This is a genomic window from Streptomyces sp. SID5910 (assembly GCF_009862125.1).
In the GTDB taxonomy this organism is placed as follows: Bacteria; Actinomycetota; Actinomycetes; order Streptomycetales; family Streptomycetaceae; genus Streptomyces.
On the sequence record NZ_WWHX01000057.1, the window covers coordinates 1 to 19,363 of the forward strand.

Below are 19,363 nucleotides of genomic sequence, written 5' to 3' on the forward strand. Positions count from 1 at the left end.
TCCTTCGACACCCTGCTCCGCGCCCTGCTGGACACCCCCACGGTCGCCGGCCTGGCCCGGTCGCTGCGGTCCGGCGCCGAGGCGGCTCCGGCCACGGAGGCGGCCCCGGCGGCCCGCACCTCGGCGCTGATCCCGCTCGCCGGATCCGGGGCGGGACCGGTGCGGCTGCTGGTGTACGACGGATCGGGCACCCTGACGCCGTACGACGCGCTCATCACCGAACTCGGCACGGACGCGCCCCTGTTCGGGATCGCCGTACCCGACGGCGACCCGTGCCCCGACCTCGCCGCACCGGACCTCGTCGAGGAACTGGCCGGGGGATACGCCCGCGAGGTGCGGGCCGCCGGGTTCGACGCCGTGGAGATCATCGGCCACGGCCTCGGCGGCCCGGTCGCCCTGGAACTGGCCCGCGCCCTGAGCGAGGCCGACGTGACGGTACGGCGGCTGACCCTGGTGTCCGGCCACCGCATGCCCTCCCCGCCGGCGGTCCTCGCACGGATCCGCGACGCGGTGGCGCAGTACGATCCGCTGCCGTACGCGGGGGACATCACCTTCCTGCGCCCCGTCGAGCCCGTGCCGGGCGCCCCCGGACCCACGGACGACACGAGCGCGTTCTGGCGCGGGACGTGCCTGGGGGACGTGACGGTGGTCGACGTACCGGGCGATCACTTCAGCTGCCTGCGGAGGCCCCATGTGACGCGCCTGGCGGACGCGCTCACCGCGCGGCCCGCGGAGCGCCGATGACCCGCCCGATGCGCGTCGTCGTCTGCGGCACCCGTTTCGGCCAGGTGTACGCCGCGGCCCTCGCCCGTGCGCCCGAACGCTTCCGGCTCGCCGGCATCCTGGCCCGGGGCAGTGCCCGCTCCGCGGCACTCGCCGAGGAGTACGGCGTCCCGCTGTACGACGCGGTCGAGCGGCTGCCCGACGACGTCGACGCGGCCTGTGTCGTGGTGTCGACCGCGGTCGGCGGCGGGCGCGGCGCCGAACTGGCCAAGGACCTGCTCCGACGCGGCATCCATGTGCTCCAGGAGCATCCCGTCCACCCGGACGAGCTGGCGGACTGCCTGCGGGTGGCGCGCGGCAGCGGAAGCCAGTACCTGCTGAACACCTTCTACCCGCACCTCGAACCGGTCCGCCGGTTCACCTCGGCCGCCCGCGAGCTGATCCGGCTGCGCAGGCCGGTGTTCGTCGACGCCCTGTGCGCGGTGCAGGTCTCCTTCGACCTGCTCGACATCCTCGCCGGGATCTTCGACGGGCTCAGGCCCTGGTCGCTCACCGGCGTCGGTGCGCGCGCCGGCCGCCCACTGGTCGGGGTGGACGCCCTGATCGCCGGGGTTCCGCTGACGCTGCGGGTGGAGAACCGGATGCAGGCGGGTGACGACAGCACCAGCCTGTTCCTGCACCGGATCACCATCGGCACCGACGCGGGCAACCTGATGCTGGCCAACACCCACGGTCCGGTGATCTGGAGCCCGGTGCTGCGCCTGCCGTCGAACCCGGAGGGGCGGTTCTTCCCGGGCCGGCCCGGCCACGCGCCCGGGTGGGCGGACGATTCCGGCCCCACCGGCGCCCATGTGGGTCCCGCCGCGACGCCCACCTGGGAGGACGCCGTCCACGACGTGTGGGGCGACGGGGTGCTGACCGTCCTGGACGAGCTGCGCGAACGCGTCGAGGCGGGCGTGGACCCGCTGCACGGCCAGCAGCGCCATCTGGCCGTCGCCCGCGCCTGGAAGGAGCTGACCGAGGCCCTGGGCTATCCCGAGGCCGCCGAGCCCGAATCCGGGAAGCCGCTGACCGTCGACGATCTCTGGCCGGAATCCCTGTCGCCCCGGGCCCACAGCCGACTACAGTGATATTCGTACGCGTACGATGGGAGAGTGATGAGCGCGATCGACGCTGTTGGAGCGGGGGAGCGGCCCACGCCGACGTCGGACTCCGGCCCGGACTCCGACTCCGTGGAGAAGCAGAGCCTGTCCAGGCTGCTGCGTCCTCATGTCCGTAAGTTCGCGGCCGTCGCGATCCTTCAGGTGATCGGCGCTCTCGCGGGACTCGCGCCGTTGCTGGCGGTGGTCGAGCTGGGCCGCACCCTGCTGGCGCCGGGCCCGGTCGACGAGGGCCACGTCTGGACGGCCGTGATCCTGGGCGCGGCCGGCCTGTTCGTGCGCCTGCTGTTCACCGCCGCGTCCTCGGGACTCGGCCACGTGGTGGACAGCCAGGTGCAGCTGACCTTCCGCCGGCAGCTCGCCGACCACCTCGGCCGCGTGCCGATCGGCTGGTTCTCCCGCCGCAAGACGGGCGAGCTGGCCAAGGTGGTGGGGGAGGACGTGAGCGCCGTCCACCCGCTCATCGCCCACGCGCCCGGCGAGATGGTCTCCGCGTTCGTGGTGCCGCTGGTGTCGCTGGTCTACCTGTTCACCATCGACTGGCGGCTCACGCTGATCACGCTGATCCCGGTGGTGATGGCCATTCTCCTGGTCCCGCTGCTGATGCTCCCCGCCAGGACGCGCGAGCAGGAGGAGTTCGACGCGGCCATGGGACGGATCGCCAGCTCCGTCGTCGAGTTCGTGCAGGGCATCTCGGTGGTGAAGGCGTTCGGCGGGTCCGAGCGCGCCCACGGGAAGTTCCTCACCGCCGTCGACGACTTCGTCGGGACGTTCTTCCGGTGGGTGCGCGGCATGTCCCTGGTCGCCGCCGGGATGCAGCTGGCGCTGTCCCCGCCGTTCGTGCTGCTCGTCGTCCTGATCGGCGGCACCTCCATGATCACGTCCGGCAGCCTGGCCCCGGCCGACCTGCTGCCCTTCCTGCTGCTGGGCCTGGGCCTGACGGCCCCGGTGGCGGCCCTCGGCCACGGCTTCGACGACATGCAGGCCGCCGGCCGCGCGGTCGGCCGGATCAAGGAGGTCCTCGACGTCGCGCCGCTCCCGGAGCCCGCGCACCCGGTCGCGCCCCAGGGACACCGGGTGGAACTGCGCGACGTCCACTTCGGCTACGAAGAGGACCGCGAGGTGCTGCGCGGGGTCGACCTCGTGCTGGAGCCGGGGACCCTCACCGCGCTCGTCGGCCCGTCGGGAAGCGGGAAGTCGACCCTGGTCCAGCTGCTGCCGCGGTTCTTCGACCCGAGCCGGGGCTCGGTCGTCATCGGCGGCGTCGACCTGCGCGAGATCGGCAGCCGCGAGCTCTACCGCACGGTCTCCTTCGTCTTCCAGGACGTCCGCCTGCTGCGCGCCTCCGTCGCGGACAACATCGCGCTCGCGGTGCCGCACGCCGAGCGCGACGACGTGGTGCGCGCCGCCAAGCTGGCCCACATCCACGACCGCATCCTCGACATGCCACGCGGCTACGAGACGGTGATCGGCGAGGACGTCAAGCTCTCGGGCGGCGAGGCCCAGCGGATCTCCCTCGCCCGCGCCCTGCTGGCTGACACACCCGTCCTGGTGCTCGACGAGGCCACCGCCTTCGCCGACCCCCAGACCGAACAGGCGATCCGCCAGGCCCTGGCGACCCTGGGCGGCGAGCGGACGATCCTGGTCATCGCCCACCGCCCCGAGACGGTCGCCGACGCCGACACCGTCGTGATGCTGGAGAACGGGTCGGTCGTCGAGCGGGGCCGCCCCGTCGAACTGCTGACGCAGGAAGGAAAGTTCGCCGAGTTCTGGCGATCCCAAGGAGGACAGCCCCGATGATTCGAACGCTGCTGCGCGTGCTCGGACCCGAGTACGCCCAGGCGATGCGCCGCACCGTGGTCCTGATGACGATCACCGCGATGGTCGAGGGTCTCTCCTACGCGCTGCTCGTCCCGGTGCTGCGGGAACTGTTCGGCAGCACGCCGGACGACGCCGTGCCGTGGCTGACCGCGTTCGGGGCGGCGGTCGCCGTCTACGCCGTGCTGCGCTACTTCAGTGACCTCTCCGGCATGCGCGTCGGCACCAAGATGCTGCACGGCATGTACTACCGGCTGGGCGAGCACCTGGCCCGGCTGCCGATCGGCTGGTACAACGCAAGCCGGGTCGGCGAGGTCTCCGTCATGGCCAGCCGCGGCCTGCTCCAGGCGATGGGCGTCGCCGCGCACCTGCTGTCCCCGTTCATCTCCGCCCTGGTGACCCCCCTGACGATCGTCGCCGTGATGATCGCCTTCAACTGGCAGCTGGGCGTGGCCGCGTTGATCGCCGCACCCGTCGTGGCGGCGATCCAGAAGTGGACCGCGCGCTCGATGGCCGGCACCGACGCGGACCGCCACGAACGGGACAAGGAGGCATCGGACCGCGTCATCGAGTTCCTCCAGGCCCAGCCGGTGCTGCGCGCCGGCGGCCGCACCGGAGAGCGCTTCGAGCTGCTCGACGACTCGCTCCAGGAGGTCCAGCGCTCCTCCCGGCGCACCGTGCTGGCGATGCTGCCCGGCGCGGTGGGCCTGACGGTCGCGGTGCAGGTCGCCTTCACCGCGGTGCTGGCGCTGGGCACCTCCCTCGCGCTCGGCGGGAGCATCGGGGCCGCGGAGGTCCTGACGATCCTGGTGCTCGCGGCCCGCTGCGCCGATCCGCTGCTGTCGCTGTCGGACATCGGCGCGGGGCTCCGCGGCGCCCAGTCCGAGCTGGAGCGGCTCGACAAGGTCCTGAGCACCGCGCCGCTGCCGGAACCCCGTGAGCCCGTCCGGCCCGTCGACCACGACCTGGCGTTCGAGTCCGTCACCTTCCGGCACGGCGAACGCACGGTGTTCGACGAGGTGTCCTTCTCCGTGCCCCAGGGACAGCGGCTCGCCGTGGTCGGTCTCTCGGGTGCGGGCAAGAGCACCCTGCTCCAACTGCTCGCCCGGTTCTACGACGTGGACTCCGGCACGGTCCGCGTGGGCGGCGTGGATGTGCGCGACATCGACACCGAGGTGCTGATGGCGCAGATCGCCATCGTCTTCCAGGACGTCTATCTCTTCGACGGCACCATCGAGGAGAACGTGCGCCTCGGCCGTCCCGACGCGGACGAGGCCGACGTCCGCGCGGCGGCCACCGCGGCCGGGCTCGACGAGGTCATCGAGCGGCTGCCCGGCGGATGGGAGGCGAACGTCGGCGAGGGCGGCGCGCTGCTGTCGGGCGGTGAGCGCCAACGCGTCTCCATCGCGAGGGCGTTGCTCAAGGACGTGCCGATCGTCCTACTGGACGAGGTGACCTCCGCCCTCGACCCGGTCAACGAGACCGCCGTCCACGAGGGCATCGAGCGCCTGATGGCCGGGCGGACCGTGGTGATGGTCGCCCACCGGATGCGGACCGTGCAGCGCGCCGACCGCGTCCTGTTCCTGGAGGACGGCCACATCGTGGAGGAGGGCAGCCACGACGAGCTTCTCGCCCGGAGCGGCCGCTACGCCGAATTCTGGAACATCTCCATGGCACCGGCAGTGAGTGAATGAGTGGCTATGCCTGTCGATTCCTCGTCGGGGGGCCGGCGGTCCGGAGCATTCCGCCGGCTCGCGTCCCGACCCTATGCCCGGGCCCGCGTGCTTCTCTTTCCGCACGGCGGCGGCAGTGCCAGCTATTACCGTTCGTGGGACCGGTCGGCGCCTTGGGACATCGAATTCTTCGCCGCTCAGTACCCGGGCCGGGAAGACCGATTCGGTGAACCGGTGCCGGACGACGTCCAACGGCTCGCCGCGGTACTGGCGGCCGATCTCCCGCTCGACGGGCCGCCCGTCCCGACGATTCTGTTCGGGCACAGCATGGGGGCCGTCGTCGCCTATGAGGTCGCCCGGCAGCTGACGGCGGCGGGGGACCCGCCGATGGGCCTGGCCGTGTCCGGCCACCCGGCGCCGGCGCTGACGCGGCCGGGCCGCGTCCACCTCGGCAGCGACGAGGAGCTGATCGAGGAACTGCGCCGCACCGACGCGACGCGGCTCGACCTCCTCGACGACGCCCCGCTCGTCCGGACGTTCCTGCCGATGATCCGGAGCGACTACCGCTTGAGCGAGACCTATCGGCCGGCGCCCGGCGCCCGGCTGCGGACTCCGGTCACGGTGCTCTACGGCGACCAGGACCCGGAGATCACAGCGGCCGAGGCCCAGGGGTGGCGCGAGGTCACCGACGCCGGATGCGAGGTCCGCACCTTCGCGGGCGGGCACTTCTACCTGGACGAACACCGCGACGCGGTCGTCGGAGTGCTGGCGGCGTGCGCGCGGACGGCGTCGGAGAAGCTGTCGGTCCCCTGGCCGTCCGCCCCGTGAAGCCGCCGGCTACCGGCCCTCCACGGTCTCCTCCGACCGCAGCAGCCCGTCGATGACCGCCGTCAGGCCCTGGCGGTGGGTGTCACGGCCGTTGAGCTCGGCCCATCGATCGGCGACCGCCGCCAGCCGGGGGTGCGTACCGCTCATCAGGCCGGCGACGACCTGGTCCTCGTAGGTCGGCCCGGTGGCCCGGTCGCGTCGCTGCTTGCCGTTCGCCCGGATGATCAGGTCGCCGACGATGGTGAACCAGATCGTCCGGTAGATGTACACGGCGTGCTCCAGCGTGTGTCCGTAGTCCACGGTCGCGCTGATCATCTCCTCGACGAACCAGAGCGCCGAGGGGGCGATGAGGTCGCCGCCGGCCACCACCTGCACGATCCACAGCCGGTCGGCGAGCAGCTCGTAGAGCGTGACCGACACCGCGATCAGCCGCTCCCGCGGGTCCTCCGGCAGTTCCGGACGCGGTATGCGCCGGGCCTGGGCCTCCATCAGCAGCAGAAGCAGTTCGTCCTTGTTGCGAACGTGGTAATAGAGCGCCATCGGCGCGCTGTCCAATTCGTTCGCCAGGTGCCGCATCGAAAGCTTTCCCGCGCCCTCGGTCTGCACAATGTGTTCCGCCGCCGCGATGATGGCATCGAGGGACAGATGGGCCGGCCGGCCGGCAGCCTTGGCGCGGGGTTTCTCTGCGGACATCTCATCCTCCATATGGGTGGGCCGATTCTAGCATTCCGAGGCTGTGGAAAACCCACACCGGTCGGGGTGAAACGAACATTGTCGGGCCATGGAGCCGATGCTAGTTTGGCCGTATTCGTGCGTTCTTACTTCATTGGAAATAGGTGCCATGGAAAAGAGGACGTGAGATGTGCGGGATAACAGGCTGGGTGTCGTTCGAGGCCGATCTGACGCGCCGGGGCGATGTGCTCGACGCGATGACCGGGACGATGGCCTGTCGCGGGCCGGACGGCTGCGGCACCTATGTGCGTACCGAGGTCGGGCTGGGGCATCGACGCCTCGCGGTCATCGACCTGCCCGGCGGAGCGCAGCCGATGACGGTGAGCACGCCGGCCGGTGACGTCGTGCTGGTCTACTCCGGCGAGGTCTACAACTTCCAGGAACTGCGCGACCGGCTCAAGGCGTCGGGCCATCCGTTCCGGACGGACAGCGACACCGAGGTCGTGCTCCGCGGCTATCTGGAGTGGGGCGAGAGCGTCGTCGACCAGCTGGACGGCATGTACGCGTTCGCGATCTGGGACGGTCGCGACCGGCGGCTGCTCCTCGTGCGCGACCGCATGGGGATCAAGCCGCTCTTCTACTACCCGACACCTGACGGAGTACTGTTCGGCTCCGAGCCCAAGGCGATCCTGGCGAACCCCCTCGTACGGAAGGCGGTCGACGCCGACGGACTGCGGGAGCTGGTCGCGCAGACCAAGACCCCGGGCTGGGCGCTGTGGAAGGGCATGCGCGAGGTGGTGCCCGGCACGCTGATCAACGTCGACCGGGGCGGGCTGCGGGAGCGGACCTACTGGCGGCTGAGCGCGGTCGAGCACACCGACGACCGCGAGGGCACCGTGGCCCGGGTGCGGGAACTGCTCACCGGCATCGTCGACCGGCAGCTGATCTCCGACGTGCCGCAGGGCGTCCTGCTCTCGGGAGGACTGGACTCCAGCGCGATCACCGGGCTGGCGGCGGAACGGCTGGGCCTGCGCGGCGAACAGGTGCGCACCTTCTCGGTGGACTTCGTCGGCCAGGAGAAGAACTTCGTCCCCGACGAGATGCGCGAGACGTCCGACGCGCCGTTCGTCCGTGACGTCGCGGCCCATGTGGGCTCCGCGCACCGGGACGTGATGCTCGACGCGTCCGACATCTCGGATCCCGCGGTACGCCGCGCGACCGTCGGCGCCCGGGACATCCCGAACGGGTTCGGGGATCTCGACAGCTCCCTGTATCTCCTGTTCAAAGCGATCCGGGAGCACTCGACGGTGGCGCTGTCGGGCGAGTCGGCCGACGAACTGTTCGGCGGCTATCCCTGGTTCCACCACCCGGAGGCCCTGCGCGGGGACACCTTCCCGTGGATGATGTTCATCCCGCCGATGAGTCTCGCGGCCCGCACCGATCACATCGAACCCGGTCTGCGGGCCCGGCTCGACGTGGCGGCCTACACCGCCGACCAGTTCGCGACGGCGCGCGCGCAGGTCGAGTATCTCGACGGCGAGTCCGAGTTCGACCGGCTCATGCGCATGACGAGCCATATGCATCTCACGCGCTTCGTCCGGACGCTGCTGGACCGCAAGGACCGGCTGTCGATGGCGGTCGGGCTGGAGGTGCGGGTGCCCTTCTGTAGTCATGAACTCGTCGAGTACGTCTACAACACGCCCTGGGCGATGAAGTCGTTCGACGGTCAGGAGAAGAGCCTGCTCCGCCAGGCCGCGGCGCATGTGCTGCCGCGATCGGTGCTGGAGCGGGTCAAGAGCCCGTTCCCCTCGCCCCAGAACCCGGGGTACGCCGCTCATCTCCAGCAGCAGGTCAAGGAGCTGGTGGCGGAGCCGGACGCGCAGGTGTTCGCGCTGGTCGACCGGGTCTGGGCGCAGCAGATCGGGTCACAGGACCCGGCGGCGATGTCGATGGCCGTACGGTCCAACGTCGAGCGGACGCTCGACCTGCATGTCTGGCTGGAGCTGCACAAGCCCGAACTCCTGCTTGACTGACCCGGCTTGATACCGCGCATCGCCGCCATGGCATCCACGGCCATGGCGGCGATGCGCTGTGTGCCGGCCCTAGGGGACCGCCCCGGCCAGTTCCTCCGGGTGGGCCCGGAGTCCGGTCTGGCCGACGCGTACCGAGGGCTTCGGGAGGAACGGGCCCGTGAGCGCGGTCGTGAACAACGCCATCACGACCATCATGGTGAACATCCGGCTGTCCAGGACGCCGAGGCTGACGCCGACATTGAGGATGATCAGTTCGGTGAGGCCGCGGGTGTTCATCAGGATGCCGAGGGTGCCGGCCTCCCGCCACGGCATGCCGGACAGTCTTCCGACCACGGACGCGCCGATCAGCTTGCCGGCACAGGCGACGGCGATGATGGCGGCCATTTCGAACAGATCGCGTCCGGACAGCGCCCCGATATCGACATTCAGTCCGGTGACGATGAAGAAGACCGGCAGCAGCACGATGCTGATCCCCGCGAACGGCTTTCTGGCCTCTTCGCCGAACACGCCGCGGTACTCGCTCGGCATGATGAATCCGAAGGCGAACGCACCGAATATCGCGTGGATCCCGATCCAGGTCGTCGCACCGGACGACAGGAACAGCCCGGCGACGAGTACGGCGATGAGCTGCGGTGTCATGCGGTCACGGCCCCAGCGGCGCATGACGAACGACAGGAACGGCCGCACCAGGACCAGCATCGCCGCGATGTAGAGCGCGGAGAACATCACCGTCTGCGCGAGATCCCCGGCGCCACCGGACGCGGTCACGATCGCCGCGACCAGAGCGAGCAGGCACCAGGCGAGGACATCGCCGATGGCCGCGCTGGCCAGTGCGAGTGCGCCGACCCGTGTTCCCAGCATTCCGTGTTCGGTCAGCACCCGCGCCAGCACGGGAAAAGCGGTGATCGACATCGCCGCACCCATGAACAGGGCGAAAGCGGTGAAGGAGACCTGTTCTCCGTTCACGGAGTCGTGCCGCTGGTACAGCAGCGCCGCGAGTCCGATCGCCAGGCTGAACGGGACCACGACCGAGGTGACGGAGACCGCCGCAGCGGTGCTGCCCCGGCCCTTCAGCAAGGACTTGTCGAATTCCCAGCCGATGCCGAACATGAAGACGAGCAGCCCGACCTGAGCTATCGCCGACAGATACGGCCGTACCTCGCTCGGGAAGACCAGGGAGGGGAGATCCCCGGGTAACAGGCCGAGAAGGCTCGGCCCCAGGGCGATTCCGGCGACGATCTCGCCGACGACGGGCGGCTGGCGTACGTGTCGGACCAGCCAGCCCAGGGCGGATCCGACGACGAGGATGATGGCGATATCGGCCATCGTGATGGCGATGATCAGATCTTTGCTGCGCGAGATATCCGCCATGATCGGCCCTCCGTACATAGGAATGGGAACTCCCGAGGTCCTGCCCGATGCGGAACATCGCCGCACTTCAGCGGCGTGCACCAGGGAACCCCGAGAGATGACCGTGAGGTGTCTGGAGGTGGCCTACACGTCAGATCCAGTGCGCTTCCTGTGCGATGCGCAGCGCGTCGATGCGATTGCGCGCGCCCAGTTTCGTCACCGCGGAGAGGAGATAGTTCCGCACGGTCCCGTCGGAGATGTGTAACTGTGCCGCGATCTCGCTGAGCGGGTCCCCCAGGGCGAGCCGCTCGAGTACGGCGAGCTGCCGCTGGGAAAGCGGGCAGTCGTTGTTTCCCAGCACGGCCACGGTCAACTCCGTGTCGAAGACCCTTTCACCTTGGTGCACCCGATGGACGGATTCGAAGAAGCGGTACGGGGAGGCGCTCTGCTGCACCATTCCGGCGATTCCCCCGGTGAATGCCTGGCGAATGACGGACCGGGTGAACGATTCGGCGAGCAGCAGGCATCGGCATCCCGGAAGGCCGGTGATCTTCTCGGCCACGGTGATAACGTTGCCGTCCGCGCCGTCGAAGCTGAGGATCACGACATCCGGATGGTGTGTATCGGCGAACTCGATGGCATCGAGATTGCCGGCCACCGAGCCGACGACCTGTATTCCCTTGCCCTGTTCGAGCAGGGCGGTGAGCCCGTAGCGGGACAAATTCTTCTTGTCGGATACCAGTACGTTGATTCCCATTTCTTCCCCCATGTTGCCGATGCCGAGGTAGAATTTCTTGACTCTCGCCGAGCGCGCGCATGATTCGGTACCGGGCCGGCTCCTTGAGCGGTCCAGGTATCACACGATGGGATTTACGCGGTGTATGGCATGTTGACGACGTGTAAATAACGTCATGGTCCTTCGCGGCGGCGTCACGCCGTTTCCCGCCGAAGTGTGCTGTCCCGGACGCCGGGACTCCCCCGTAGTGACCTCCCTGAGCCCCCCGCAGTCAGACGATCAAAACCGGAAACAAATACTACAATAGTCATCAGGGGAAGCAAGGCTGAGAATCGGCGTTTCGGGCCGCTGTAAACGTGACTCATTCGCACCCCTTGACGCCTTGGGCGTCGCCGCATTCAGGACAAGTGCAAACCCGGATTCCGGTACGGTGGGGGCTCTATCAGCGGAAACGCGGTGACGGCGGTGCCCGGCCACGGCCGACGCCGGGAGGCCTCTCCTGTACGCGTACGAAATCAAGCCAGCCGACGAGATCTTGCCGCCGGGAGGTTCCCCTCGTCGGTGATCACCCTCGGTCACTATGCTCACCTCATGCTGAGAGAGGTCGTGGCCACCCACTACGTCGAGCCCCTGCACCACGGCGGCTCCGTCCCCGGCGTCGTCGAGGCCGACGACCTGGGCACCTACGTCGTGAAGTTCACCGGCTCCGCGCAGGGCCGCAAGGCGCTGGTCGCCGAGGTCATCGTCGGCCGGCTCGCACTCGCCCTAGGACTGCGCGTGCCCGAACTGGTCCTCGTCCACTTCGACCCGTCGATCGGTGAAGGGGAGCCGCACCAGGAGGTGCGGGACCTGCTGAACGCCAGCGCGGGGCTCAACCTCGGCATGGACTACCTGCCGGGCGCCGCCGACTTCACGCCCGAGGTCGCGAAGACGTTCCCGGTGGACCCGGTGGAGGCCGGGCGGATCGTCTGGCTGGACGCCCTCACCGCGAACGTCGACCGCACGGTGCACAGCTCCAACCTCATGGTGTGGCCCACCTTCGGCGCCGTGCCCCCGCGCCTGTGGCTCATCGACCACGGCGCGGCCCTCGTCTTCCACCACCGCTGGGACACCTCCGCACCGGAGAAGGCGTACGACTTCCGCCACCACGCCCTCGGCCACTACGCGCCCGACGTCCGCGCCGCCGATGCCGAACTCGCGCCGAAGGTGACCGACGAGCTGCTGCGCCAGGTCGTCGCCGAGGTGCCGGACGCCTGGCTCACGGGGGAGCCCGGCTTCGCGGGTCCTGACGAGCTGCGGGCGGCGTACGCGGACTACCTCTCCGCGCGGGTGAAGGCGGCCGCGCGCTGGCTGCCGGCCGACTTCCCCAGCCGGGAGGAGCTGGCCGCCGAGGAGGAGCGGCGGACGGCGCGCACCCGGCGGGGCCGCCCCGCCTGGCTCAAGCAGGTCCCCGACCTGCACGGCAAACCGCCCGCGGAACAGGACTGGTCCGTACACCTGGAGTGACACGCACCTCGGCGTGACCCGGACCTCGGCATGACACGACCGCGCCCCCGGTGCTGTGCGGTACCGGGGGCGCGGGTGTGTCCTGGGCGGACCGGGCGTCAGCCCTTCAGCTGCTCGTACGCCGGCAGCGTCAGGAAGTCGGCGTAGTCCTGGTCGAGGGAGACCGTCAGCAGCAGGTCGTGCGCCTGCTGCCAGTTGCCGGCCGCGAAGGCCTCGTCGCCGATCTCGGCGCGGATGTTCGCCAGTTCCTCGGCGGCGACCTTGCGGGCCAGCTCGGCGGTGACCTGCTCGCCGTTGTCGAGGACGACCTCCGCGTTGATCCACTGCCAGATCTGCGAGCGGGAGATCTCGGCGGTGGCCGCGTCCTCCATCAGGTTGAAGATGGCGACGGCGCCGAGGCCCCGCAGCCACGCCTCGATGTAACGGATGCCCACCTGCACGGCGTTGACCAGGCCCGCGTACGTCGGCTTGGCGTCGAGCGAGTCGATCGCGATCAGGTCGGCCGCCTTGACGTCGACGTCCTCGCGCAGCCGGTCCTTCTGGTTCGGCTTGTCGCCGAGGACCTTGTCGAAGGACTCCATGGCGATCGGGACCAGGTCGGGGTGGGCGACCCAGGAGCCGTCGAAGCCGTCGCCGGCCTCGCGGTCCTTGTCGGCGCGGACCTTCTCGAAGGCCACCTTGTTGACCTCGGCGTCGCGGCGGGACGGGATGAACGCCGCCATGCCGCCGATCGCGTGCGCGCCGCGCTTGTGGCAGGTGCGGACGAGGAGTTCGGTGTACGCCCGCATGAACGGGGCGGTCATCGTCACCGCGTTGCGGTCCGGCAGGACGAACTTCTCGCCGCCGTCACGGAAGTTCTTGACGATGGAGAACAGGTAGTCCCAGCGGCCGGCGTTCAGCCCGGCGGCGTGGTCGCGCAGTTCGTAGAGGATCTCCTCCATCTCGTACGCGGCCGTGATCGTCTCGATCAGGACGGTGGCGCGCACGGTGCCCTGCGGGATGCCGACGTAGTCCTGCGCGAAGACGAAGATCTCGTTCCAGAGGCGGGCCTCCAGGTGGGACTCCGTCTTCGGGAGATAGAAGTACGGGCCCTTGCCGAGGTCCAGCAGGCGCTGGGCGTTGTGGAAGAAGTACAGGCCGAAGTCGACCAGGGCGCCGGGGACCGGGCGGCCGTCGACCTGGAGGTGGCGCTCGTCCAGGTGCCAGCCGCGCGGGCGCATGACGACCGTCGCCAGCTCCTCGTTCGGGCGCAGGGCGTACGACTTGCCGGTGCGCTCGTCGGTGAAGTCGATGGTGCGGGTGTAGGCCGCGGTCAGGTTGAGCTGGCCGAGGACGACGTTCTCCCAGGTCGGGGCGGAGGCGTCCTCGAAGTCCGCGAGCCAGACCTTCGCGCCCGAGTTGAGCGCGTTGATGGTCATCTTGCGGTCGGTCGGGCCGGTGATCTCGACCCGGCGGTCGTTCAGCGCGGCCGGAGCGGGGGCCACCTTCCAGGAGTCGTCCGCGCGGATGGCGGCGGTCTCCGGGAGGAAGTCGAGCGTGGAGGTGCGGGCGATCTCGGCGCGGCGCTCCGCACGGCGGGAGAGGAGCTCGTCACGCCGGGGCGTGAACCGCCGGTGCAGCTCGGCCACGAAGGCGAGCGCCGCATCGGTGAGGACCTCCTCCTGCCGGGGCAGGGGCTCGGCGTCGACGATGGCCAGCGTGGACGGCGCTGGTGCGGACATGAGCTGTCACTTCCTTCAGCGGTGGCACCGAGTGCCAGAAGATGCGTATGGGGGCATAACGCACTCGCTGTGCGGTCGAGTGCTTCTGGTCAGTGGATAGTAGTTTCCTCATCGTGGAACTTCAATGGTTTGTTGATGTCGAGATTCTCTGAGTCGAGGGACAGTGGCTCCCAGTGCCACGCCCTTCACTCAAGGTGGCGCAGGTCGGCCGGGGTGTCGACGTCGTACGGCCGGGCCACGTCCCCGCACTCGACGAGGGTGATCTCGCTCTCGTGTTCCCTCAGATAGGCGCGTGCCCCACGGTCCCCGGTCGCAGTCGCCGAGACGCCCGCCCAGTGGGCCGCCCCGAGGAGCACCGGGTGCCCGCGCACGCCCGCGTACGCCGCCGCCGCGAGCGAGTTCCGGCCCCGGTGGGCGGCGCGCACCCGCGCCATCGCCTCGGCGCCGATGCCGGGCTGATCCACCAGGGAGACCAGCACCGCGCCCGCCCCGGTTCCGGTCAGGGAGTTCAGGCCGGCCCGCAGGGAGGAGCCCATGCCCCGCTCCCACTCGGGGTTGTCCACGACCACGCATCCGTCGAGCGCCGCCCGGGCGCGTACGTCCTCCGCCCGCGCCCCCAGTACGACGTGCACGCGGGCGCAACCGGCCGCGTGCAGCGCGGCGATCGCGTGTTCGACGAGTGGACGTCCGCGGTGCGGGAGCAGCGCCTTGGGGCGCCCGCCCAGTCGCCGCCCGCCCCCGGCGGCCAGCAGCAGCCCCGCCACCTCGTCCTCTGCCTGGTCCTCGTCGTCCGTCATGCGTCCTGCATACCGGAGCGGGAGTCCCGGAGGACTGAAATTCGGTCCGCGTGGTGGCGCGCGCGGTGCGGGAGGGCGTTTACTGGCCCGCGCACGACGGCGTGCGAGGGGGAGGGGCTGTGTTGCGGAGCTTGGGGCAGAGGCAAGTGACCGTCGGCGACGAGGACGTGAGAGTGGCGGCACTGCGGACCGCGGTGTCGCGGTTGCGCCGCCGGCTCGCGCTGCTGCCCGCGGACTTCCCGGACCGGGCGATCGCCGAGGACGAACTGGCCGATCTGGCCGCGATGGCGGACCACGGCGTCCCGGAGGTGCCGCGGCTGCGCCGTTCCCTGCTGCTTATAGCCGGCGCGATCGGCTCCGTCAGCGCGCTGTCGTCGGGGCTGGCGGACGTCCGGCACGCCGTCGAGCTGTTCGGGGACCCACCGCGGCGGTGAGGCCCCGGCCCACGACGGCGGCGGCCCCCGGCGGTGTCACCGCCGGGGGCCGTACGTGCGTGACGCCGCTCAGGCGGCCGGGTTGCCGTTCGAGGTGAGCAGGGCCTCCGACAGCTCCGCCGCCACCTGCTGGAGCAGCGGGACCATCCGGTCGGTCGCGGTCTCCGTCACCCGGCCGGCCGGTCCCGAGATCGAGATGGCCGCCGCGGTGGGGGAGTTGGGCACGGAGACGGCCAGGCAGCGCACGCCGATCTCCTGCTCGTTGTCGTCGATCGCGTAGCCCTGGCGCCGCACGTCCTCCAGCGCCGCGATGAAACCGTCCGGCGTGGTGATCGTCTTGTCCGTCGCGGCCGGCATGCCGGTGCGGTGCAGCAGCGCCCGCACCTCCTCCGCCGGGAAGTCCGCGAGCAGCGCCTTGCCGACGCCGGTGGAGTGCGGCAGGACACGCCGGCCGACCTCGGTGAACATGCGCATCGAGTGCTTGGACGGCACCTGGGCGACGTACACGATCTCGTCCCCGTCGAGCAGCGCCATGTTCGCCGTCTCGCCGGTCTCCTCGACCAGGCGGGCCAGGTGCGGGCGGGCCCAGGTGCCGAGCAGCCGGCCCGCGGACTCGCCGAGCCGGATCAGACGGGGGCCGAGCGCGTACCGGCGGTTGGGCTGCTGGCGTACGTATCCGCAGGCCACCAGGGTGCGCATCAGGCGGTGGATGGTGGGCAGCGGCAGGCCGCTGCTGGCGGACAGCTCGCTCAGGCCGACCTCGCCACCCGCGTCCGCCATCCGTTCGAGCAGGTCGAAGGCGCGCTCCAGGGACTGGACGCCACCTGTGGCGGGCCTGGCGGAGTCGGTGGTGCTGGCGCTGGACGTCGGCACGGCACGTTCCTTTCGAGGCTGGCGGGAGGGCAGAAGCCTACCCGGCGGCCGGTTGACTCCCCGCTTGTACATAGCTACGTTCTGTCTGTCGGAATTCTAATTCCGCTTTGTGGAAACGTCCAGAGCGGGGCTGTTGAGCGTGCCCAGACAAAGGGTGCCTCTTGACGGCGTGGAACGGGAAGTGAAGACTCCTTCAACAGAACGTTGAAGTCCGTTACGTGGTGAGAGGTCCCGGATCCCGTTCCCGGATGTGAACCGGCGGGCCGGCGGTGGACCGGCCGCGGAACGATGCAGAGAGAGGGGTTCGGGTGTCCCAGGCTGAACTGGTGCTGCGCTCGACGCGCGTCATCACTCCCGAGGGCATACGCGCCGCGTCCGTCGCGGTGAGCGGCGGCACGATCACGGACGTGCTCCCGTACGACGCGACCGTACCGGCGGGTGCCCGCCTGGAGGACGTCGGCGACCACGTCGTCCTGCCCGGCCTGGTCGACACCCACGTGCACGTCAACGACCCCGGGCGCACCGAGTGGGAGGGCTTCTGGACCGCCACCCGCGCCGCGGCGGCCGGTGGCATCACCACCCTCGTCGACATGCCGCTCAACTCCCTCCCGCCGACCACCACGGTCGAGAACCTGCGGATCAAGCAGCGGGTCGCCGCCGACAAGGCGCACATCGACGTCGGCTTCTGGGGCGGCGCCCTGCCCGACAACGTCAAGGACCTGCGCCCGCTGCACGAGGCCGGCGTCTTCGGCTTCAAGTCGTTCCTGTCGCCGTCGGGCGTGGACGAGTTCCCGCACCTCGACCAGGAGCAGCTCGCCCGGTCCCTCGCCGAGATCGCCGCCTTCGACGGCCTGCTGATCGTGCACGCCGAGGACCCGCACCACCTGGAGGCGGCACCGCAGCAGGGCGGCCCCAAGTACGCCGACTTCCTCGCCAGCCGTCCGCGCGACGCCGAGGACACCGCCATCGCCGCGCTCATCGCCCAGGCCAAGCGGTTCAACGCCCGGGTGCACGTGCTCCACCTGTCCTCCAGCGACGCCCTGCCGCTGATCGCCGAGGCCCGCGCCGAGGGCGTCCGCCTCACCGTGGAGACCTGCCCGCACTACCTCACGCTCACCGCGGAGGAGGTCCCGGACGGCGCCAGCGAGTTCAAGTGCTGCCCGCCCATCCGGGAGGCCGCCAACCAGGACCTGCTGTGGCAGGCGCTGGCGGACGGCACCATCGACTGCGTGGTCACCGACCACTCGCCCTCCACCGCCGACCTGAAGACCGACGACTTCGCCACCGCCTGGGGCGGCATCGCCGGACTCCAGCTCAGCCTCGCGGCCATGTGGACCGCGGCCCGCGAGCGCGGCCACGGCCTGGAGGACATCGTCCGCTGGATGTCGGCGAACACGTCCCGCCTGGTCGGCCTGGACGCCCGCAAGGGCGCCATCGCGCCGGGCCACGACGCCGACTTCGCCGTCCTCGCCCCCGACGAGACCTTCACCGTCGACCCGGCCGGCCTCCAGCACCGCAACCGCGTCACCGCGTACGCGGGCAAGACCCTGTACGGCGTCGTGAAGTCCACCTGGCTGCGCGGAGAGCGCATCGTGGCGGACGGCGCGTTCACCGACCCGAAGGGACAGCTCCTCTCCCGGACCCCGTGACCCACGTCCGGACCTGCCCCAACACCCACTCGAACGACCCCGAAAGGAACTCCTGATCACCGTGACGGCCCAGCAGAACACCTCGTTGGCCAGCTTCACCGGCGATGCGAACCCCTACGGAGGCGGTGACCCGTACGCGGACTACCGCAGCGCCGACCTTCCCTTCACCCAGTACGCCAACCTTGCCGACCGGCAGCTCGGCGCGGGTGTCGTCGCCGCCAACGACGAGTTCTTCGCCCAGCGCGAGAACCTGCTGGTGCCCGAGCCCGCCGAGTTCGACCCCGAGCACTTCGGGCACAAGGGCAAGGTCATGGACGGCTGGGAGACCCGCCGCCGCCGCGGTGTGTCGGCCGAGCAGCCCTGGCCGACCGAGGAGGACCACGACTGGGCGCTGATCCGCCTCGGCGCGCCCGGCGTGATCCGCGGCATCGTCGTCGACACCGCCCACTTCCGCGGCAACTACCCGCAGGCCGTCTCCGTCGAGGGAGCCTCGGTCGCGGGCTCCCCGTCGCCGGAGGAGCTGCTCGCGGACGACGTGAAGTGGACGACCCTCGTCCCGCGCACCGCGGTCGGCGGCCACGCGGCCAACGGCTTCGCCGTCTCCGCCGAACAGCGCTTCACCCACCTGCGCCTCAAGCAGCACCCCGACGGCGGCATCGCCCGTCTGCGGGTGTACGGCGAGGTCGTCCCGGACCCGGCGTGGCTCGCCGCGCTCGGCACCTTCGACGTGGTCGCGCTGGAGAACGGCGGCCAGGTCCTGGACGCCTCCAACCTCTTCTACTCGCCGGCCACCAACACCATCCAGCCGGGCCGCTCCCGCAAGATGGACGACGGCTGGGAGACCCGCCGCCGCCGCGACCAGGGCAACGACTGGATCAGCTACCGGCTGGTGGACCGCTCCCAGATCCGCGCGATCGAGATCGACACGGCGTACCTGAAGGGCAACTCGGCGGGCTGGGCGTCGGTGTCCGTGAAGGACGGCGAGGACGGCGACTGGCGCGAGGTGCTGCCCCGGACCCGGATGCAGCCCGACACCAACCACCGCTTCGTCCTGCCGGAGGCGGCCGTCGGCACCCACGCGCGCGTGGACATCTTCCCCGACGGCGGCATCTCCCGCCTGCGCCTGTTCGGCTCCCTGACGGAGGACGGCACGGCCCACCTGGCCGCCCGCCACCAGGAACTGGGCGGCTGACCCACCGCTCGGCACAGACCCGCGGGGCGCACCGGCAGGACAGCACCGGTGCGCCCCGCGCGCACGTCCGGCGGCGGGTCCCGCCGGGGTGCCCGGCGGGACCGCCCTCTCTCCGCGACGCGCCCGGCGGCGGCGGGCGGGTGCGCCCGGCATGGGCGTGCCGCCTCTCGGCGATGCGCCCTGGCGGCGGCGGGCCGG

At 70.6% G+C, this 19,363-nt stretch carries 16 protein-coding genes; 10 read left to right on the top strand and 6 right to left on the bottom strand.

All coding sequences use genetic code 11. The features are described from left to right. The 5 genes from GTW67_RS01990 to GTW67_RS02010 form a co-directional block, all read left to right on the top strand. Window positions 1–744: thioesterase domain-containing protein (locus GTW67_RS01990; protein WP_237518605.1), on the top strand; the 744-nt coding region annotated here is incomplete at its 5' end. Continuing rightward, a complete protein-coding gene (locus GTW67_RS01995; RefSeq protein WP_161163052.1) occupies window positions 741–1,853 on the top strand; it encodes a Gfo/Idh/MocA family oxidoreductase in 1,113 nt (370 codons plus the stop codon). The genes GTW67_RS01990 and GTW67_RS01995, both read left to right, overlap by 4 nt. Before the next feature lie 27 nt (window positions 1,854–1,880). Beyond that, window positions 1,881–3,683 carry an ABC transporter ATP-binding protein gene (locus tag GTW67_RS02000; RefSeq protein ID WP_161163053.1) on the top strand — a complete coding sequence of 601 codons (1,803 nt, stop codon included), beginning with the start codon at window positions 1,881–1,883 and terminating at the stop codon, window positions 3,681–3,683. Further along, window positions 3,680–5,395 carry an ABC transporter ATP-binding protein gene (locus GTW67_RS02005; protein WP_161163054.1) on the top strand — a complete coding sequence of 572 codons (1,716 nt, stop codon included), beginning with the start codon at window positions 3,680–3,682 and terminating at the stop codon, window positions 5,393–5,395. Before GTW67_RS02000 ends, GTW67_RS02005 begins: the two co-directional genes overlap by 4 nt. A gap of 6 nt (window positions 5,396–5,401) precedes the next feature. Further along, window positions 5,402–6,202: a thioesterase II family protein gene (locus tag GTW67_RS02010; RefSeq protein WP_237518606.1), complete on the top strand. Its 801-nt coding sequence runs from the start codon at window positions 5,402–5,404 to the stop codon at window positions 6,200–6,202. 9 nt (window positions 6,203–6,211) lie between these two features. On the opposite strand, the gene GTW67_RS02015 is transcribed toward GTW67_RS02010, so the two are convergent. Continuing rightward, the gene (locus GTW67_RS02015; RefSeq protein ID WP_161163056.1) at window positions 6,212–6,895 is read right to left on the bottom strand and encodes a TetR/AcrR family transcriptional regulator; all 684 of its coding nucleotides are present in this window, start codon (window positions 6,893–6,895) and stop codon (window positions 6,212–6,214) included. A 167-nt stretch (window positions 6,896–7,062) separates the two neighbouring features. Between GTW67_RS02015 and asnB the strand changes: the two genes are divergently transcribed. Further along, a complete protein-coding gene (gene asnB / locus GTW67_RS02020; protein WP_161163057.1) occupies window positions 7,063–8,907 on the top strand; it encodes an asparagine synthase (glutamine-hydrolyzing) in 1,845 nt (614 codons plus the stop codon). A gap of 69 nt (window positions 8,908–8,976) precedes the next feature. On the opposite strand, the gene GTW67_RS02025 is transcribed toward asnB, so the two are convergent. Together GTW67_RS02025 and GTW67_RS02030 are read right to left on the bottom strand one after the other, a co-directional pair. After that, the gene (locus GTW67_RS02025) at window positions 8,977–10,359 is read right to left on the bottom strand and encodes a cation:proton antiporter domain-containing protein (RefSeq protein ID WP_202436696.1); all 1,383 of its coding nucleotides are present in this window, start codon (window positions 10,357–10,359) and stop codon (window positions 8,977–8,979) included. Window positions 10,360–10,408: 49 nt separating this feature from the next. Beyond that, window positions 10,409–11,014 carry a response regulator transcription factor gene (locus GTW67_RS02030; RefSeq protein ID WP_161163058.1) on the bottom strand — a complete coding sequence of 202 codons (606 nt, stop codon included), beginning with the start codon at window positions 11,012–11,014 and terminating at the stop codon, window positions 10,409–10,411. Between the two features lie 570 nt (window positions 11,015–11,584). Here GTW67_RS02030 and GTW67_RS02035 point away from each other — a divergent pair. Continuing rightward, a complete protein-coding gene (locus GTW67_RS02035; RefSeq protein WP_161163059.1) occupies window positions 11,585–12,499 on the top strand; it encodes a HipA family kinase in 915 nt (304 codons plus the stop codon). A gap of 98 nt (window positions 12,500–12,597) precedes the next feature. Here GTW67_RS02035 and aceB read toward each other — a convergent pair whose 3' ends face one another. Beyond that, window positions 12,598–14,220: a malate synthase A gene (aceB, locus tag GTW67_RS02040; protein WP_161163060.1), complete on the bottom strand. Its 1,623-nt coding sequence runs from the start codon at window positions 14,218–14,220 to the stop codon at window positions 12,598–12,600. A 185-nt stretch (window positions 14,221–14,405) separates the two neighbouring features. Beyond that, window positions 14,406–15,017 (bottom strand): nucleotidyltransferase family protein, encoded by a 612-nt coding sequence (locus GTW67_RS02045; RefSeq protein WP_161163061.1) that lies wholly within the window; start codon window positions 15,015–15,017, stop codon window positions 14,406–14,408. Window positions 15,018–15,136: 119 nt separating this feature from the next. Here GTW67_RS02045 and GTW67_RS02050 point away from each other — a divergent pair, with 119 nt between their 5' ends. After that, window positions 15,137–15,451, top strand: a complete 315-nt coding sequence (locus GTW67_RS02050) for a DUF5955 family protein (protein ID WP_161163066.1) — start codon at window positions 15,137–15,139, stop codon at window positions 15,449–15,451. A 69-nt stretch (window positions 15,452–15,520) separates the two neighbouring features. On the opposite strand, the gene allR is transcribed toward GTW67_RS02050, so the two are convergent. Then, window positions 15,521–16,324: an allantoin degradation transcriptional regulator AllR gene (gene allR, locus GTW67_RS02055; protein WP_161163062.1), complete on the bottom strand. Its 804-nt coding sequence runs from the start codon at window positions 16,322–16,324 to the stop codon at window positions 15,521–15,523. Between the two features lie 308 nt (window positions 16,325–16,632). On the opposite strand from allR, the gene allB reads away from it, so the two are divergent. Together allB and alc are read left to right on the top strand one after the other, a co-directional pair. After that, window positions 16,633–17,973, top strand: a complete 1,341-nt coding sequence (allB, locus tag GTW67_RS02060) for an allantoinase AllB (RefSeq protein ID WP_161163063.1) — start codon at window positions 16,633–16,635, stop codon at window positions 17,971–17,973. Between the two features lie 61 nt (window positions 17,974–18,034). Continuing rightward, the gene (gene alc, locus GTW67_RS02065; RefSeq protein WP_161163064.1) at window positions 18,035–19,165 is read left to right on the top strand and encodes an allantoicase; all 1,131 of its coding nucleotides are present in this window, start codon (window positions 18,035–18,037) and stop codon (window positions 19,163–19,165) included. The last annotated feature ends 198 nt before the right edge of the window (window positions 19,166–19,363 follow it).

Coding starts and splice junctions, on each gene's coding strand:
- GTW67_RS01995 (WP_161163052.1), top strand. CDS start 741: ATGACCCGCCCGATGCGCGTCGTCGTCTGCGGCACCCGTTTCGGCCAG.
- GTW67_RS02000 (WP_161163053.1), top strand. CDS start 1,881: ATGAGCGCGATCGACGCTGTTGGAGCGGGGGAGCGGCCCACGCCGACG.
- GTW67_RS02005 (WP_161163054.1), top strand. CDS start 3,680: ATGATTCGAACGCTGCTGCGCGTGCTCGGACCCGAGTACGCCCAGGCG.
- GTW67_RS02010 (WP_237518606.1), top strand. CDS start 5,402: ATGCCTGTCGATTCCTCGTCGGGGGGCCGGCGGTCCGGAGCATTCCGC.
- GTW67_RS02015 (WP_161163056.1), bottom strand. CDS start 6,895: ATGTCCGCAGAGAAACCCCGCGCCAAGGCTGCCGGCCGGCCGGCCCAT.
- asnB (WP_161163057.1), top strand. CDS start 7,063: ATGTGCGGGATAACAGGCTGGGTGTCGTTCGAGGCCGATCTGACGCGC.
- GTW67_RS02030 (WP_161163058.1), bottom strand. CDS start 11,014: ATGGGAATCAACGTACTGGTATCCGACAAGAAGAATTTGTCCCGCTAC.
- GTW67_RS02035 (WP_161163059.1), top strand. CDS start 11,585: ATGCTGAGAGAGGTCGTGGCCACCCACTACGTCGAGCCCCTGCACCAC.
- aceB (WP_161163060.1), bottom strand. CDS start 14,220: ATGTCCGCACCAGCGCCGTCCACGCTGGCCATCGTCGACGCCGAGCCC.
- GTW67_RS02045 (WP_161163061.1), bottom strand. CDS start 15,017: ATGACGGACGACGAGGACCAGGCAGAGGACGAGGTGGCGGGGCTGCTG.